The following is a 17,160-nucleotide window of genomic DNA, read 5'->3' as shown; positions in this document are numbered from 1 at the left end:
CCATTGTATTGAACAGATGTACAGCCACCCAACGCAGCTAACGACAACCCTACTAAAAGTAATTTATTATTAAACATTAAAAGTTGTACCTCATTCCAACAGTTACGCCTTGGATCTCTAAGTCTACGCCATCAAACTCAGCAGCTCTGTATCTATAGCCAACGGAAACATCAATATCATTAAACATATAGCCAACCTCCAAGCCCGCTTGATAAGAAAACTTAGAATCTGACTCTGATGCCCCCAAGATATTGGTTTCACCCTGTAGCGTTCCAACACCTAAGATAAGTGCGCTGTATAAATTGTTGCCTTTCTCCATAAATTTAGGGCGAGCATTGATGTAAAATGCATTTCCTTCGACACTTACATTTTCAGCAAACTCGGCCTCGCCAAAGTGTTGGTACTCCAATTCCACACCCAAATCCACATTTGGGTGAACAGCAAAGCTATAACCACCAAAAACACCCGCACCCAAGTCATTACTTTCATCAATAGAAGCAAAGCCTGCATCTAATTCTGTATTGTGGCCTACTAGCAAATTGCCACCGACATACAAATGATCGGTGCCAGCAGCGGCTGAAACATTAGCGCTTAATAGCGCGAACAACACAATTTTTTTCAACTTAAAACTCATAAATGCCTGTTAAAAAAGGGATTATACTCTTTTCTATATATCAATTCTGTTAAGAACGTCTCCTTATTGGTGTATACAGTGGCTGCATATGAGCTTGTAGCATTAGAAAATATTGGTCAATATGAACCTCGTTGTTAAGTAAAGAGCATCTACTCTAAGTGGTTTTGGGGCAGAGACGAGTTATAGTTGGTGCTCAAAATCGTGCACTTCGGATAAGTTGAATTGGATAAAACCAAGTAAACGAGTCTAACCGAAGCATGTCTATAAAATCGGTGACTATTCAGATATCGTTGTTTCTCTTGACCTCTAAGATAGATTTTTGAATCGTTACCCGCCAATGTTTATGATCGGTCAAAGGTTACGTGATCGCAACATATCACAATTTCTATTATAATCAGTTAGTTAATGACCATTTGCAGTACTTTGGTATCGTTGTTCTTCTGTTCTATCTAACCACTCACGTATCTCGTTCTGCTCGCTCCTGCACCTCGGCTTTTATGGAGAAGATCGCTCATAGACCACAAAAAACTGTTTCTTGAGATCGCACGTAGACCAAGAATATTTAAAGAAATAATAAATTAAATACAATAACTTATAGATACACCCCATCTAGAAGAGGATCACTCCTAGACCATAGAAATTTGCTTTTAGAGATCGCTCGTAGACCTTAGGTTGCCTGAATCGAAAGGTGTTCGATGAGAATAGGACATCGTTGTTTCTCTTGACTCCTCGATCATGAAAGCGGCGTCCTCTGGTATCGTTGTTTTCCTTGACCTCTAAGATGGATTTTTTGAACCTTCCCCAACGATGTTTATGATCGGTCAAAGGTTACGCGATCGAAAAATATCACAATTTCCATTACTATCAGTGAGTTAATAACCATTTGCCGTACTTTGGCATCGTTGTTCTTCTATTCTATCTAACCACTCACGTATCTCGTTCTGCTCGCTCCTTCACCTTGGCTTCTATGGTGAGGATCGCTCATAGACCACAGAAAATTGCTTCTTGAGATCGCACGTAGACCAGGCTCCTTTTTAAGAAATAACAAAGTAAATACAATGATTTATAGCTATACCCATCTAAAAGAGGATCACTCATAGACCATAGCAATTTGCTTTTAGAGATCGCTCGTAGACCTTAGGTCGCTGAATCGAAAGGGGATCGATGACAATAGGATATCGTTGTTTCTCTTGACCTCTCTGTCATGAAAATGGCGTCCATTCGCATAGCGAATATAACTATCCACTTTTTCTTTCAGAACAGCGTCGTATACACTAGGGTTCCGTTACTTCATTCTGAGAAGGATACCCATGAAAGCTCGCATTGGAGTTGCATCGGAAGATCTCATTCGTAGGCATATGATTAGTGTGGCCGCAGGCAACATTAGCCATAACAAGCATCTACCGACGTTTTGGTTCACGTCACTAAATGAAGCCTCAAAGCTACTGTGTAATGAGAATATCGAACTAATGCTGCTGATCAATAGAGAAAAGCCCGAAAGTCTAGCTGAGCTTGCGGAGATTAGCGGTCATCATATCCGCGAACTCTCACGAACTCTCGACGACTTATCATCAAAAGGATTCATCCAGTTAGAGGAAAAAGGCAACGCTTGCCGCCCTATTGCTGTATTTACTGACTTTGAGATTATTCTCGGCAAAGAATTAGAGAATACACTGCAAGAAGGCTATCTTGCTGATACCGAACACTCGTTACTGCGGCGCATGCCGCTTGGGTAGCACAGCTTCATGCTGTGCAGACTCGAATGGTGATTGTTCTTGATACTTTCCGTCTAGGCCAACTTGATAGCCATCGATGATCTCTTCCAGTTCTATTTTGAGGGCTTCAGTTACTTCAACTAGCTTATCAGTATTGGTAGAGATAGCGTGATCAAGCAAGTCAAGAAGTCCATTTAGCGTAACCTTACTATCCTTTGATTCGGCTTGCTCGTTATCACTTCTTGTAGCCTTAGCCTCGTTCTTCATATCAGCCTCGCTCATAAAAATGCCTGCCGTACACACGGCTGTAGCACAATTACACTCTCGCCAGCCTCTGAGAAGTTTCCTCAGCAAAAAATCTTAACTGTTTACAATAAAAACGATTAATTTTAGACAGTTATAAACCACTAAGATTTAGACACTAAAAGTTAGTGTCTAAATCTTAGTGCCGAAAAATCAAACAAAGCGTCCAATCATGTCTTCCATGGAAGTTTCACTTTAAGCTACTGATGTTAAAGCACTTAGCGTATGTGCTCACTTCTCTAATCTAAAAAACCCCTGTACCATGGAGAAGTCAATCAACTCTAAGGTCATGATAGTTTGAAGTTTTACGTTGTTTCCGATCTGCATCTCGACATTCACGGAATACGCCGTGATTTCTGGTATAGCTTCGATAACGAAGCCACTTTAGTCGTTGCAGGTGACACAGCGAACGGCCTCTTAGGCATGGCGTATGTGAAGAACGTACTTTGCCGCCACTTTAAGACTGTGATAATGATTGCAGGAAACCATGAATGGTATAGCAATAAGAGTAAATCCTACCGCCATAGAAGTACGTCCGTTGGGTACAAATCTAGTGCTAACTCTGACGTTCTCAAAGATTCTAGGGGTTCCGTACTAGCCAAGCTTAAGGCTCATAGTGATACAACTGAAAACCTGTTCTTTTTGAATAATGAGTCAATAGATTTAGATGGATATAGCATTTATGGGGGAACTCTTTGGTTTCCTATTCACACATACTCGTCTACACTGATTGATGCGTACTCAGAACTGATGAATGATACAAAGTACATCAGCCATCAAATGATTGAAGAGCAGCACAAAGCATTCATTAACAACTTTCCAGAGAAAGTTGATATAGCAATATCTCACCACCTTCCATCTAAAGAAGCTTTTGCTTTCGAGCAAAATGCCAGCAGCGATTATGCTCCGTATTATCATGCAGGGTTGAGTAATGAGTTGATCTCAAGAGCTAGGTATTGGGTGGCAGGACATCAACATGATGCTGTAGAGAAAGTCATTGCGGACGGTAGGACCACATTTATTTCTAACCCCAAGGGTTCTGTCCGCTTAACCAGTGGATTACTTACTAATAAAGCTTATTACCTATAAGAGCTAGCCAACAATAGACTTCGGCATCTGAAAGTCCGCTAGGGCTTTCTTAACTTCGTGCATTGATCACCTTGTGAATAAGGCCCTAGGAATTATGTACAGGTTCATCATCTATCTGCACAGCAAACAACACTTTTATGCGCATTAAAAGGTAACGTTCAAACACTTTTACGCGCATTAAAGTGTATTAACTGTATTTTTGTATGTAGCAGCCATTCTTAATCTCCTCATTCACTTTGTTCATTTAAGGCAACTGTTCATTAATTATGAACAACCTGCATAACTGAACAAACAATTAACGCCCCACTCCCTATCGCAGCTTTCATAGCTAAAATAATCCATTCTGCTCATCAACAATTTTGACTTACAAGCTATGCGTAATCATTTACTCATAAAGATCCTCACCACACATTAATGAGTAAAAATTTACTCATAACTTGAAAAAAAATGACTTTAAGAGTAAAGTTTTACTCATTGATAAGTAGAGGTGTTGTCGATGGAAGAACTAACCGTACAAGCTTTTCTCAGAGGTGAATGGATAGATATTGGTATCATCTCATTCCCTAAAAGTAGCCAACATAATTTCCGAGTGACTGAACTCAACTACCTCAGCGACTATGCGCTAGAACATCACGATAAAGATGACTTTCACGCTGTTTCACTAAATCACCCTGTCTCATTCTTTTTTGATGACATGGGTAAACCTGGATGGTTAACGTTTCTAGACGATATTATGCCTAGTGGTGCTAGTAGACGATACTGGGTCAAACACCTGGATATTGAAGACCTTAGTTCTGATGAACAAGACTATGTTTTGCTCAAGTTTGGCACAATGTCGCCTATTGGTAACTTAAGAGTAAAAGACTCTCTTCCTGAGCGCTACGAAGTAGCAGACAACCTCTACTTCTCTGTTGATGATGTTAAAAATCGAGCAGGTGATTTCCTCGACTATGCACAACAAAGAGGGGCAGCCGCAGGTGGTGCAACTGGGGCTGGAGGTGAAGCGCCAAAACTGATCCTCCGATGCGGTTTCGATCATGGATCTGGTAGCGAAAAAATATGGATTGACCCATACCAAGATGACAATAGCAACCACGACTTACATTACTTAGTAAAGTACCCTAGAGGCTCAAGAAGCACCATCGACTGTAATATTCTAAGAGCTGAGTTCTACTTCTACCACGAGCTAACTGAAATGGGAGTTGAAACGATCTCCACCGACGGTATGCGCTTGGAGGAAGGATTAAACTACCCTTCCTTGTGGCTTCCTCGATTTGATGTTCAAATTATTGAGCAACAAATAGAGAGATTTGGCATGGAATCTGTGTATTCCATTTTGAACAAAGGCGCTGGGGTCACTCTTGATCACGAAACAACAATCCGAACTCTCATAGAAAAAATTACTGAAAGCAATATGGTTAAACATCAAGGGTATAGGTTTGATACCCAAGCTTTCGTCATTGAATGGATGAAGAGAGATCTACTCAACATCTTGTTTGGTAATAGTGATAACCATGGCAGAAACACTTCATTCTTAAAAGGTGATGGAGTCATAAAGCTTGCTCCCGTTTACGACTTCGCACCAATGAAAGCTGATCCTGAAGGCATTCCAAGAACAACAAAATGGAAAGCCCCACTAGAGGTTGGCGGAACTTACGACTTCGTAGGAATAGCGGACACCTTATCTGATCTCGTGCCAAAAGAAGTGTTATTACAAGAACTAGAGGTTACTGCAAGTAAATGCCTTAATTTAAAGCAGAGACTAGCATTACGAGGAGTACCAGAACAAATCTTAGAGATGCCAGCCGTTGGACTTAATCATATACCAGAAAAGCTCACTAAATGGGGGCTACTATGAATAAGCCAAGCAATAAAGAGTCCGTACAAGATACCGTTGCTCGTCTAAGAGCAAACCGAAATCAACATCAACCCAAGACTGGGACGGATGCAACTCATTCGACCAAAGAACGATCGCAACTTAATACTCCGACTAGATCGAAAACCTCAAAAAACGCCAAAGCAGTAAGTGCAGCAGAACGCAAAACAGAGGCAAACAAAATCATCAAACACTTATTGCTTGCGGAGCTAACACAAGGGCAAGCGTTAAAAAGTTTACGCATTAATATACTGGGACTCAAACAGGATGTGTTCGCAAGACTTGTAGATGTCTCAAGAAAAACACTCTCAGATATAGAGAATGATCGGGGCAGCTACAATACAGAGATTCTCAACAAGGTATTCAAACCATTTGGCTTAAAAGTCGGAATGCTACCGTCTTCTCCCGATGTGTTAAAATCGCTACTAATAGATGGTGAGGCTGGGTAAAATACTCAGTATCAGCGCTATTGCTTTAGATTAAATTGCTATAACAAGCTAGCATTTTTAAATGATTTAGTAATACATGGACGCGGGTTCAGTTCCTTTTGAAGCAGGAAATTGATGTAACATTTGATGCAACACCAAATTGGTAACATCGTTATAAGTTACTGAATTTATGAAAAGTGAGAAATCATTTCAACTCCCGCCAGCCCACCAAACGTTTGGAAAAGGCCACCCTCGGGTGGCCTTTTTTGTATCAACAACCCACTATCCACTATCCACATTGTCTTCTTTTCTCACGCACTCATGCTACCTGATAACTTTTCACGAGCATTACTGCATAACTCTGAACGTACGCCGATTTAAAAACTCGTTGAGTATTAAGTAACAGACGATACGCTCATAAATACACCACCAAAACTACACGGAAGTTCAGAAGAACTCATCCAAGGACAAAAGTGTGTCTATATGTTCTTCGATTTAAAGTGTTCTAAGTTTTTGAGTTATCAACAACTACGAGTGCTAAATCTAAGTTATAGAATTATGATGGGTTAAAGTAGAACAATTTGGGTTTATCACTAACCATCAAAAGATACTAAATAAGCCTTTTCTTTTGCTCTTGGTTATCACAATTGGCGGAAAAATAAATTATCAAGTCAATCTAGCATTACGATGTAAATCAATAAAAATACCTCTTGACAAAGCGAATAATTAACTGTTTTCAATACGATTTCATTGTCTGAAACCTAGTATTTATAGAGTTTTTATCATTCGGTAGCTCTCGTTTATTTTGCTTTCACATTACCTGATGAAAGCCTCAAAAATCCAATACAATATAACTACCTAAGATTAGCGCAGACTGAGTGTTCCAGATTTAAACTTTATTAATGCTAATAAAAATCGGTCAAATAGATAAACATAAATCTAAAAATGTAATTTTCAAATTCACAAGTTACAGAGCAATGCAATATGAATCACATAGTTAAAATTAAATATTGTAAAAACACACAATACATATAGATTTATAGATTTTTAAAATGAAAAAAGTCGATGTGAGAAATTACCTATTTGGATTTATTACAATCATATTGTTGAGCATTAATATGAGTTTTGGAGAGAGTATATTGAATAACGATAAAGTTAACCAATACACACCACAAATCAATGGTGTGCTAACAAAAAAAGGGAAGCCGATTGATAACCAAAAGGTTAGTCTTAGTATTGGTTTAAGCGCTTCAGGAAAATCAATAGACTTATCAACATTTACTGACAGCAATGGTCGGTTTGAATTTTCTCCTGTGTATGAGAACAAAGAGAGCGTTAAGATCCCGCTTATTGAACATTATGTAACTATTGTTTTAACCACAGAACTAGATATTGATGAAAGCGTTATTATTTGGGAAGGTTCGTTCGATGGCTATGAAATAGAGGATTACGTAAAAAACAATATGGCTAATCTAGTCTGTGATGCAGCAAACCCTCTTAAGTACTTTGCTTTTTCAATTGATGATGACGAAAACGATGACTACTACGTAAATAGTCAATGTGATTTATTTGGATATATTGACTCTGATTTATATGGAAATTAAAGAATGCAATCACTCTCACCAAAGCTATCATCTAGAATCGCAGAAATCCCTTATTCTGTATTCGCAACTAATGTTCGTAACGTTAGTGGTTATATAGCAAAGTTTTTTACATTTGATCTAAGGAATGATGTCAAAAAAGGAACGACAAGTGGCTTTATGGGATTTGGTGGAATGACATCAGATTTTGTAGCGATAGGTCGAGGTAAGGGCGAGTTTACCGATACTTTAGTATTTTCCTTTCGTGGCACTCAAGCAAACATCGGCGACATTATGACCGATGGAAACATTGGGATATCAGGTACCTCATCAGGTTACAGGGTACATGCAGGTTTTGTAAATCTCTTCAATACGATAAAGCCACAACTTGCAGCATACATCGCTGGTTATTCGAAAAAGAACATGAAAGCACCGAAGGCAATACACTGTGTAGGTCATAGTTTAGGTGGTGCTCTTGCTTCATTAGCGGCAGATTGGGTGAAGAGTCAGTACGGCTATAGCGTACACCTATATACTTTTGGCGCACCAAAAGTTGGCTTTAAACCATACGCAAGAAGGGAGTTAGATTCTTCATATCGCTGCACTCATGGTGCAGATCCAGTTCCTATGTCTCCTCTTTGGCCATTTACTCACGGTGGTATTGAGTATCGGCTAGATGGAAGTTCTGGCATCTACTTCTGCGCTCATGGACTAGGAAAAAAATCTGTTCCGGGTTATGTCAATACCGCTACAAGTAATGAGTGGTCGGCACTACAACCCAAATCTCAAACTTACCTAGAACGCAACGTATTTCTTGACTTCAACAATAGATATAATGCTCGAATGACTGATGGTTGGGTAAGTAAAATAGTCTCTTCAATTTTGACCTTACTAAGAATTTCAGGTCTGGGTCATATAATACAACAAATAGCAACCGTAGGCCTTACTGCTTGGGATCAACTAGCTAAAGCTATGGCGTACATTTCAAAACTAAAAAACGAGTATACAGAACACGTCCGCGGTATTTTAGGTCACATGAATGTAATGTCAGGTAGCGCAGCGATCGACCTATCGAGTATTACTTATAGAGTGATAAAACTTTGTTTTTCGAGACTAGTAAGAAGGTTAGACAGTCATGTTAGAAATGCTCTAAATATAGTAGCGTGACAGTAAAAGACACTAACAATTATTCTAAAAACCGCTCAATTATCCTCAACTAGATTGAGTTCAGAAAAAGCGAAGCTATTTAGGCTTCGCTTTTTATTAGGGCTTAGAGTTGTTAACAATATTAAAATCTATATTCTACACCTAGTGATGCTTGGTTAAAGTCTGTTTCCGTGTTTGCACCGTTCGCGACATTCTCCGCATTGAGTTCTACGTCGTACCACATATATTCTGCGTTAACTAAGAAGTTATCAGTAACTTTAAAACCCACACCGGCACCAGCGAATACACCTTCATCATCTTTGTTGCCTTGGAAGCCCGCAACGTTGTAATCCGTCGAGTACCACATTTGACCGCCTTTTGCGTAAAGGTCGACACGATCAGCAATGGGAGCGGTAACTTTTAGAGCCGCTGTATAGCCGTCCGTTTCGGCATTTGCTAGGTTATTACCATAGCTACCGAAATCAATGTAACCACCTTCCAACGCTAAGTAAGGATTAAAACGGTAACCAACTAAACCTTGAATAACATCGCTGTCATCATCAAAGTCATCTTGTCCATCAACTTTTAAGTAACCGTAGTTGGCGCCAACATATACACCATGATCGTTGGAGTCCGCAGCATGTGATAAAGTACTAAACGTTGCTAAAGAAAAAAGGCTAATCAAAGTAACAACATTGCTTTTCATTTCGTTCTCCTAATATAAGTTCCATTGAAGGTTCGAATAGTAAAGAGCAAATGCAATGCCAACTTTAAATTAATGAAAAATATATTTAATTTTATAGAATACTGACAATCCTCTAAAGAACGCCGAACAAAAACAGAAAAAAAGATCTGTCTGTTTACTTTATATAAACAATACTAAATTGAGGTTAATCGATGATGTGAAAAAGATTCTTGTTAATTTGTAGATTTTTCAAAGAAATTAAATAAACATCTAAAATACTCTTGTAGATTAATCAGTCAAAAAACGCTTAGCTAGTTTTTATAAGAAAGGAAGCTAATCACACATACGTTGCATCTTACTTTGCTTCAAGCCGTGAATACTCTACTCTTTGCCTAAGCAGAGTTTAATGGAACTGAAGTATGTTAAAAGGCAGTGAATACCCTTCTATTCGAGCATTAAGGACGTTTGTCGCAGTCTCTAATTACCTCAGTTTCTCTAAAGCAGCGGATGCCCTATGTATTACGCAAAGCGCAGTAAGCAAACAAATCGCATCGCTGGAGCAATTGGTGGGTTTACCTTTAATACAAAGAAGGGCGAGTGGTATTGAGTTAACCGAAGAAGGCAAGCGTTATCTGCCGCAAGTCACAGAAGCTTTGGAGCTTATTCAGCATGCAACTGCCAACTTAATCCAGTCAGATTCAAAGCAAGAATTACTCACCGTGGACGTAACCCCTTCTTTTGCCAGCCTTTGGTTGATACCTAATATTGATGGCTTCCACCAGCAACATCCTAACATCCGAGTAAGAGTCTGTACCGGGGATGGGAACGTCAAAGATTCGAGCAACGAAAGTGACTTACATATTCGCTGCCTTCCATTATCCACACATTATGAATACAGCCACTTACTGTGCGAAGAAACATTGTTATTAGTCGGTTGCACAAATGCTCCTGCAATTGAGAGTGTGCACGCTGTTAGTAATTATCCGTTTATACCTCAAATCACTCGCCCTCAGCTATGGGAGCAATTTAAAACTGTCTACACTGTAGAATCTCCCGTTACCTATCAACCTGTAGGCGTCGAACATTTTTACCTAGCTTGCGAAGCTGTCAGAATGGGAAAAGGGCTCGCCTTGCTTCCTGATTTTATGGCGCAGTATTCGATTTTAAGAGGGGACATTCAGCATGTTCTCAACCTCTCTTTACAGAGCGGTTATGGTTATTACGTGATGATTCCAAATTATCGACTTTCAGCTAAAAAAGTAGTGGCATTTCACGAATGGCTGAAGAGCAAGCTAAGTTAATGTTGTTTCTTTAAACTCGTTTAGGTAAACCAAAACAACTCAAAGACTTCGGTATCTGTCTGCTCAAATTTATGGCATTCTCATCCATACTATTTAAAAAGGATAAATGGATAGTAGGATATGGACAGCAACACGCCAAGACTCTCTTTACGCACCATTGAGCCGACCGATTACCCAGAGCTCGCGGAATTAATGGACCTTGTTTTTCCTGATGTTGGTGGCTCATGGCCACGCCTGACCATCATGGATCTTATTCATCAGTTTCCTGATGGACAAATCTGTATTGAGGATAACGGAAAAATTGTCGGCGCAGCGCTAACAATCAAAGTGGACTACAACCGGTTTTCACTTCCTCACCTGTACACCGACATCATCACCGAGAACAACGTCATCCAAAACCAAGTGACCGGTGACGCAATGTATGGTCTCGATGTATTTGTTCACCCGGACTACCGTGGGCTGCGTTTAGGTCGCCGTCTGTATGATGCGCGTAAAGAACTTTGCCGGAGTAAGAATTTCAAAGCAATTTTAGCCGGTGGTCGCATCCCGAATTACCACAAATATGCTGACGAACTGAGCGTGGCTGAATACATCGACAAGATAAAACGCCGTGAGCTTCACGATCCTATTTTGTCTTTTCAGCTTGCAAACGACTTCGATGTCAAACGTATTATGCGTGGTTACTTGCCAGAGGATAGTGCTTCTAAAGGCTACGCAACTCTGCTGGAGTGGGATAACTTCTTCTACGAAGAGGATATTCAATCCGTACATGATGTAGAAAAAACGCTGATTCGTATTGGTGTTGTGCAGTGGCAAATGCGCGCCATGAATGACTTAGAGGACTTGCTCGATCAGGCTGAGTTCTTCATTTCTTCTCTTGCGAACTACAAAGCCGATTTCGCCCTATTCCCTGAATTCTTTAACGCGCCGCTGATGGGCTTGCAAAACGACCAAAATTCCGTCGAAGCAATTCGCTTTTTGGCTAGCTTTACAGAAGAGATCAAAAACCGCTTCTCGCAGATGGCAGTCACCTACAACATCAACATTATTGCTGGCAGTATGCCCGTCATCGAAGATGGCAAGTTGTATAATGTGGCCTACTTACTGCAACGAGATGGTGAAATAAACGCTCAATATAAGATTCACATCACGCCCCATGAGCAAAAAGACTGGGTGATCGACGGTGGTGACAATGTTCAGGTGTTCGAAACCGATGCAGGCAAAGTCGGCATACTGATTTGTTATGACAGCGAGTTCCCAGAGTTGGGAAGAATGCTCGCCGAGCAAGGCGCACAAATTGTGTTCGTTCCTTTCTGGACAGACACAAAAAATGGCTACCAACGAGTACGAATCTGTTCCCAATCACGAGCCATCGAAAACGAATGCTACGTTGCAATTGGGGGCAGTGTCGGCAACTTACCTCGTGTTGATAATGTCGATATCCAGTACGCACAATCTGCCGTATTCTCACCGTCGGATATCTATTTCCCACACGATGCGACCTTGACAGAAGCAAGCGCCAACACCGAAATGATAATCTTCGCTGATGTTGATTTGACGAAGTTGAAACAGCTTAATACCGAAGGCTCTGTCACCAACTTACGTCATCGCCGCCTTGATTTGTATGGCGCATTCACCAAAGCCAAAGAGTCATAAGGATCTCCCTAGTTCGCCGCTACCAAAGAGCGTGGCGGCGAGTAAAGCCAGCTGCAGGTTGATTCTGCGCAATTATCAGAGGCATGTCAGTTTTTCTCAACGGTGAGAAACAAGAATTGACCCAATAGGACATTCGGAGTATCACTCCAACTTCGTTCCGCTTTTATTAGGGGAAAGCTTTTGGAACATATTAACGAACTTCTCATGTCAATGAAGCCTTTGCTTGAGCAATACGGCTACGTTGCGCTGATTGTCAGTATATTTCTAGAAGGGATAGGTATCCCGATGCCTGGTCAATCACTGATGATCGCGGCATCTTTGCTCTCGTCAGAACAAGTCATGAACCTAAGTATGGTAATGATGGTATCGTGGCTGAGCTGCTTTTTTGGTAATACCTGTGGCTACTTAATCGGTTATTACTTTGAGGGGTGGTTAGATAAAAAAGGCTACATTTCCGGCCCGAAGATGCAAACGCTTCAATTGACTATCCAGAAATACGGCCCTACGTGCTTGGTGGTCAGCCGCTTTATTGAAGGAATGAAGCAATTTATGCCTCTTGCATGCGGTATCGCGAAAATGCCACGTAGAGAGTTTTTGCTCGGTAACGCCCTCGCGGCGACGGTTTGGGTATTGGTATTCAGCTTGTTAACTCACTTTGCATTTGAACATTTAAGCGTGTTGAGCAACCTGTACACCGAATACAAATATCTGGTATGGGCATTTGCTGCTGTCTTATTTACGTGGATGGTTTTAGGTATTGTTAAACGCAAAAAAGCCAAATCAATGCAATAACGACAGTCTCTTCATTAGCGCATAACTAAAGCTCGTGGTATCAGTGAGATACGCAACACGAGCTTTTATCTTTTTCTTTACGTGTAAAATTTAAACAGCCATTTAGACGTCTAGACGTTGACAATGCGTAAATGTGATATTAGTCTGCTCTTCTCTCTTATTATTAACATTGTCGTTTACATGTCCGGTTCCCAACAAACAACTAAAACAGTTGCACCGTCTGCGGTCGCACTGATCCCATTAATTGTATTCCTTGCGCTATTTATTGGCGTAGGCACTTACTTATCTTTGCAAGGCGTGGAATTTGCCTTCTACCAGCTGCCTGCACCCATCGCGGTATTACCAGCCATCATCATTGCGTTTCTTTTAAGTAAAGAGAAACTTAACCGCTCAATCGAACACTTCATGCGTGGTGTTGGCCACCCAGACATCATCGCAATGTGTATGATCTATCTGCTTGCTGGTGCCTTTGCTGCGGTAGCAAAAGCCTCTGGCGGTGTTGATGCAACGGTGAACCTTGGTTTATCCGCAATTCCAACCAGTATGATTTTACCGGGCATTTTTCTGATTTCTGCTTTTATCGCAACAGCAATGGGCACTTCGATGGGTACCATCGCAGCCGTTGCACCCGTAGCGTTAGGCATTGCTGAATCAGCCGGGATGAGCTTACCGTTAACCGCAGGCGTTGTGCTGAGCGGCGCTATGTTTGGTGACAACCTTTCTATCATCTCTGACACCACGATCGCGGCAACACGCTCTCAAGGTTGTGAGATGAAAGACAAGTTTAAAGAGAACATTCGTATTGCTTTGCCTGCCGCGTTGATCGCGATTGCAGTGTTCGCTTTCAACAGCACCGCGACTCAAGTGCCTGCAACTGGCGATATTGAGTGGCTAAAAGTCTTGCCGTACATCACTATTTTGATCCTAGCGGTATCTGGTGTGAATGTGTTTGTGGTTCTGTCGATTGGTATCCTTTTGGCTGGCGGCGTGAGCTTGGCATCAATTGACAATTACGGACTAACTAATCTAGCCCAAGACGTATACAAAGGCTTTGGTAACATGCAAGAGATCTTCTTGTTATCCATGCTGATTGGTGGCTTGAGTGAACTGATGCGTCGCCAAGGTGGTCTTGCTTTTCTAACAAATTTCGTTAGTAGCCTTATCCACGCGTTTGGCTCTAGTCACTCTAAGCATGCGAACAGTCGTGCAAGCGAGCTAGGTATTGCAGGTTTGGTATCAATGGTCAATGGCTGTACGGCAAACAACACCGTAGCCATCATTGTATCGGGCAGCGTTGCTCGCCAACTGGCGGAAGAGAATAATGTCTCTCCTCGCCGCTCAGCAAGCTTGTTAGACATTTTCTCATGCGTGGTGCAAGGCGTGTTGCCTTACGGTGCTCAAGTACTACTGCTAGGTTCCGTGTTCAACCTCTCGCCACTTGAAGTAGTTGCCAATTCTTACTACTGTTTTGCATTAGCGATAGCGGCTGTTGTCGCGGTGTTTATCAAACATCCCGCTCGTCAACCTGTAGCGCAAACTGAGAACTAACGACAAATACCGAAAAGGCTCCGATGGAGCCTTTTTACTTTCCTTTCTTCTTTTTTTCTTTTCCGCGAGCAGATTTACTTCAAAGCTGAACGCAAACTTTGCGCACTGCGTAAAGGAATCGCAAAGCGATGCGCCACATCGCGTAGAGCTTCCACCTGAGCCGCGTTACTGATTGCTAATTCGCCTGCCACATCGACGTGGTTATTCTCAAACCCCACTCTAACATCGAATCCAAGTAACATCGCACTCGCTAAACAGTCTTGCTCTCGCGCACCAAAAGCACAAATGGCACATCGAATTTCTTCCTCGTCAAAACGCGCCAAATTCAAACCTCGTAAATCCCATGGCGAAGACTGTTGAGTTTGGTGATAACGCCCTAACACCACTAATGCATGCTGATACGTTTTAGGTAACACGCCCGCATCGCGTAGTTGGAAATAACGTTCAATGTCGGTTGTATCGTAGAGAATAATTTGGCTCACGATGCTGTTCTCTGCCAACCAATGGAAAAAGACATGCCCTTCTTTTTCACTTGCGCGATCGGGGATTAACTCCCTCAATGCGAAAGAAGCCGCTTCAGGTTTCACAGCTTTGACTAACGCCCTCTGTTGTGGCGGAGAATATAAACCCACAGCTTCTGTGGTGAGCTGAACCATCATGGTTTCTCCCACCGCTTCTTTCACGGCATGGTAAATTGCCATGTTGTCGTCGATGTCTAATGAATGACATCCGTTGGCATCTCTAGCATGCAAATGGATCATGGCAGCCCCTGCCGTTTGACAAGCGATAGCCTCTGCAACCAGTTCGTCTTTTGTCATAGGTAAGTTGGCGTGATCGTGCTTAGTTTTTCTAGCACCGTTTGGGGCCACGATAATGGCGATAGGTTCTCGCAAATATTGGTTTGCTACTTCCATGTCTCCGCCACCTCTTTTAACGTTAATGAGAGTTTACCGACTAGTTCATCAATATGATGAGACTGAATAATGAATGGCGGTGCGAGCAAAATATGGTGCCCATTAACGCCATCAATCGTTCCGCCCATTGGGTAGCACATTAAGCCATTTTCCATTGCTCGCTGTTTGATGCGTTTGTCTGCCAATGTGGCTTTACTCAGAGGCGCCTTGCTTTCTTTATCCGCCACCAGCTCAATGCCAAAAAACAAGCCTTTACCACGAATGTCGCCAATGTACGGTAAATGGGCCAATGCAGAAGTAAGCTCATTACGCAGCAAAGCACTTTGCTGATTCACCGCCGTTAATAAATCATCTTGGAAGATGGTTTCAATTGTTGCCACGGCAGCAGCGCACGCCACAGGGTGCGCCATAAAGGTATGACCGTGTTGGAAAAAACCGCTTCCATCAGCAATAGCTTGATAGACTCGATCATTCGCAACCACCGCGCCAATAGGTTGATAGCCCGCACCAAGCCCTTTAGCCATACACACCAGATCGGGTTCTGCCTCTTCTTGCTCAAACGCAAAAAAACTGCCACTGCGTCCAACGCCACACATGACTTCATCCAAGATCAATAACACATCGTATTGGTCGCATATTTCGCGAATACGCTTGAAGTAACCTTGTGTGGCAGGCACAGCTCCAGCGGTGGCTCCCACAATGGGCTCAGCGACAAAAGCCATGACATTATCAGCCCCCAACTCAAGAATTTTTGCCTCTAGCTCATTCGCCGCTCGCAATGAGTAATCCAATTCCAACTCATGACTCTGCTGATAACGATAAGCATAGCAAGGGGCGATATGATGGCTCGGGTGTAAGATGGGTTTAAACGGTTCACGTCGCCATTCATTACCTCCGACAGCCAGAGCCCCCAAGGTATTACCGTGATAACTTTGCTGACGCGCGATGAATTGCTTTTTCTCTGGCTTACCTGATTCCACGAAATACTGCCGCGCCATTTTTAGTGCCGACTCCACCGCTTCTGATCCTCCACTGACTAAATACACATGGTTGAACTGTTCAGGCATGTGCTGACAAATCAATTCTGCTAGGCGCTCACTGTTGTCACTAGTAAAAAATCCAGTATGAGCAAATGGCACTCGCTCGATCTGTTCCAACATGGCTTTTTTAACGGCGTGATGACTGTGGCCAAGGTTTGATACCGCAGCACCACCACAAGCATCGAGATACTGCTTTCCATGCTTATCGAATAGATAAACACCTTCACCTCTATCGATGATTGGTAGCGTGGCATGGCAATGACGGTGAAATACGTAAGACATTTGAGTCCCTTCCAATGTGTAATACTTGCACACATCATCAGGAACAAACCCAAACGTGACAAGAGAATAAATCTCACCCTCTATGAGCTTTTGGAATACCACAAACCAAAAACACCAAAACCCTTGATATTTAAACAATAAAATAAAAATAGGCCAGCTTTTTTAAAGGCT

At 41.9% G+C, this 17,160-nt stretch carries 15 protein-coding genes; 10 read left to right on the top strand and 5 right to left on the bottom strand.

Annotated features, from left to right (window positions below; genetic code table 11):
* Positions 1–76: 76 nt before the first annotated feature.
* Positions 77–634 (bottom strand): porin family protein, encoded by a 558-nt coding sequence (locus R7Z78_RS21485; protein WP_237283221.1) that lies wholly within the window; start codon positions 632–634, stop codon positions 77–79.
* A 1,310-nt stretch (positions 635–1,944) separates the two neighbouring features.
* Here R7Z78_RS21485 and R7Z78_RS21480 point away from each other — a divergent pair.
* Positions 1,945–2,370 carry a transcriptional regulator gene (locus R7Z78_RS21480; RefSeq protein WP_049886836.1) on the top strand — a complete coding sequence of 142 codons (426 nt, stop codon included), beginning with the start codon at positions 1,945–1,947 and terminating at the stop codon, positions 2,368–2,370.
* On the opposite strand, the gene R7Z78_RS21475 is transcribed toward R7Z78_RS21480, so the two are convergent.
* Positions 2,344–2,616, bottom strand: a complete 273-nt coding sequence (locus R7Z78_RS21475; protein ID WP_249114033.1) for a hypothetical protein — start codon at positions 2,614–2,616, stop codon at positions 2,344–2,346. The genes R7Z78_RS21480 and R7Z78_RS21475 overlap by 27 nt on opposite strands.
* Positions 2,617–2,949: 333 nt before the next feature.
* Here R7Z78_RS21475 and R7Z78_RS21470 point away from each other — a divergent pair, with 333 nt between their 5' ends.
* The 5 genes from R7Z78_RS21470 to R7Z78_RS21450 all read left to right on the top strand — a co-directional run bounded on the left by R7Z78_RS21470 (position 2,950) and on the right by R7Z78_RS21450 (position 8,792).
* The gene (locus tag R7Z78_RS21470) at positions 2,950–3,741 is read left to right on the top strand and encodes a metallophosphoesterase (protein WP_031858071.1); all 792 of its coding nucleotides are present in this window, start codon (positions 2,950–2,952) and stop codon (positions 3,739–3,741) included.
* Between the two features lie 496 nt (positions 3,742–4,237).
* Positions 4,238–5,599 carry a type II toxin-antitoxin system HipA family toxin gene (locus tag R7Z78_RS21465; protein WP_031858072.1) on the top strand — a complete coding sequence of 454 codons (1,362 nt, stop codon included), beginning with the start codon at positions 4,238–4,240 and terminating at the stop codon, positions 5,597–5,599.
* Complete coding sequence (locus R7Z78_RS21460; RefSeq protein ID WP_031858073.1) at positions 5,584–6,066, top strand: helix-turn-helix transcriptional regulator; 483 nt, start codon at positions 5,584–5,586, stop codon at positions 6,064–6,066. Before R7Z78_RS21465 ends, R7Z78_RS21460 begins: the two co-directional genes overlap by 16 nt.
* A gap of 1,031 nt (positions 6,067–7,097) precedes the next feature.
* Entirely contained in the window at positions 7,098–7,649 is a 552-nt protein-coding gene (locus R7Z78_RS21455; protein WP_225452365.1) for a DUF6795 domain-containing protein, read from the top strand.
* Positions 7,650–7,652: 3 nt separating this feature from the next.
* On the top strand, positions 7,653–8,792 hold the full coding sequence (locus R7Z78_RS21450; protein WP_025768873.1) for a lipase family protein: 1,140 nt from the start codon (positions 7,653–7,655) through the stop codon (positions 8,790–8,792).
* Between the two features lie 121 nt (positions 8,793–8,913).
* On the opposite strand, the gene R7Z78_RS21445 is transcribed toward R7Z78_RS21450, so the two are convergent.
* Entirely contained in the window at positions 8,914–9,477 is a 564-nt protein-coding gene (locus R7Z78_RS21445) for a porin family protein (protein WP_005381668.1), read from the bottom strand.
* Positions 9,478–9,875: 398 nt separating this feature from the next.
* On the opposite strand from R7Z78_RS21445, the gene R7Z78_RS21440 reads away from it, so the two are divergent.
* From R7Z78_RS21440 to R7Z78_RS21425, 4 genes are all read left to right on the top strand, one after another.
* Entirely contained in the window at positions 9,876–10,757 is an 882-nt protein-coding gene (locus R7Z78_RS21440) for a LysR family transcriptional regulator (protein ID WP_104975886.1), read from the top strand.
* A 120-nt stretch (positions 10,758–10,877) separates the two neighbouring features.
* Positions 10,878–12,413: a bifunctional GNAT family N-acetyltransferase/carbon-nitrogen hydrolase family protein gene (locus R7Z78_RS21435; RefSeq protein ID WP_005381670.1), complete on the top strand. Its 1,536-nt coding sequence runs from the start codon at positions 10,878–10,880 to the stop codon at positions 12,411–12,413.
* Between the two features lie 204 nt (positions 12,414–12,617).
* Positions 12,618–13,205, top strand: a complete 588-nt coding sequence (locus R7Z78_RS21430) for a DedA family protein (RefSeq protein WP_005383738.1) — start codon at positions 12,618–12,620, stop codon at positions 13,203–13,205.
* Positions 13,206–13,385: 180 nt separating this feature from the next.
* Entirely contained in the window at positions 13,386–14,753 is a 1,368-nt protein-coding gene (locus R7Z78_RS21425; protein ID WP_005381672.1) for a Na+/H+ antiporter NhaC family protein, read from the top strand.
* 74 nt (positions 14,754–14,827) lie between these two features.
* Here the strand turns inward: R7Z78_RS21425 and R7Z78_RS21420 are convergent, their stop codons facing one another.
* Both R7Z78_RS21420 and R7Z78_RS21415 read right to left on the bottom strand, forming a co-directional pair.
* Complete coding sequence (locus R7Z78_RS21420) at positions 14,828–15,667, bottom strand: 3-keto-5-aminohexanoate cleavage protein (RefSeq protein ID WP_104975885.1); 840 nt, start codon at positions 15,665–15,667, stop codon at positions 14,828–14,830.
* On the bottom strand, positions 15,658–16,989 hold the full coding sequence (locus R7Z78_RS21415; protein WP_104975884.1) for an aspartate aminotransferase family protein: 1,332 nt from the start codon (positions 16,987–16,989) through the stop codon (positions 15,658–15,660). Before R7Z78_RS21415 ends, R7Z78_RS21420 begins: the two co-directional genes overlap by 10 nt.
* Between the last annotated feature and the right edge of the window lie 171 nt (positions 16,990–17,160).

Origin of the sequence: Vibrio sp. 1167 (genome assembly GCF_033340375.1) — a bacterium.
In the GTDB taxonomy this organism is placed as follows: Bacteria; Pseudomonadota; Gammaproteobacteria; order Enterobacterales; family Vibrionaceae; genus Vibrio; species Vibrio alginolyticus.
This window is presented reverse-complemented; position numbering and strand designations above follow the sequence as displayed.

Coding starts and splice junctions, on each gene's coding strand:
- R7Z78_RS21485 (WP_237283221.1), bottom strand. CDS start 634: ATGAGTTTTAAGTTGAAAAAAATTGTGTTGTTCGCGCTATTAAGCGCT.
- R7Z78_RS21480 (WP_049886836.1), top strand. CDS start 1,945: ATGAAAGCTCGCATTGGAGTTGCATCGGAAGATCTCATTCGTAGGCAT.
- R7Z78_RS21475 (WP_249114033.1), bottom strand. CDS start 2,616: ATGAAGAACGAGGCTAAGGCTACAAGAAGTGATAACGAGCAAGCCGAA.
- R7Z78_RS21465 (WP_031858072.1), top strand. CDS start 4,238: ATGGAAGAACTAACCGTACAAGCTTTTCTCAGAGGTGAATGGATAGAT.
- R7Z78_RS21460 (WP_031858073.1), top strand. CDS start 5,584: ATGGGGGCTACTATGAATAAGCCAAGCAATAAAGAGTCCGTACAAGAT.
- R7Z78_RS21455 (WP_225452365.1), top strand. CDS start 7,098: ATGAAAAAAGTCGATGTGAGAAATTACCTATTTGGATTTATTACAATC.
- R7Z78_RS21450 (WP_025768873.1), top strand. CDS start 7,653: ATGCAATCACTCTCACCAAAGCTATCATCTAGAATCGCAGAAATCCCT.
- R7Z78_RS21445 (WP_005381668.1), bottom strand. CDS start 9,477: ATGAAAAGCAATGTTGTTACTTTGATTAGCCTTTTTTCTTTAGCAACG.
- R7Z78_RS21440 (WP_104975886.1), top strand. CDS start 9,876: ATGTTAAAAGGCAGTGAATACCCTTCTATTCGAGCATTAAGGACGTTT.
- R7Z78_RS21435 (WP_005381670.1), top strand. CDS start 10,878: ATGGACAGCAACACGCCAAGACTCTCTTTACGCACCATTGAGCCGACC.
- R7Z78_RS21430 (WP_005383738.1), top strand. CDS start 12,618: ATGTCAATGAAGCCTTTGCTTGAGCAATACGGCTACGTTGCGCTGATT.
- R7Z78_RS21425 (WP_005381672.1), top strand. CDS start 13,386: ATGTCCGGTTCCCAACAAACAACTAAAACAGTTGCACCGTCTGCGGTC.
- R7Z78_RS21420 (WP_104975885.1), bottom strand. CDS start 15,667: ATGGAAGTAGCAAACCAATATTTGCGAGAACCTATCGCCATTATCGTG.
- R7Z78_RS21415 (WP_104975884.1), bottom strand. CDS start 16,989: ATGTCTTACGTATTTCACCGTCATTGCCATGCCACGCTACCAATCATC.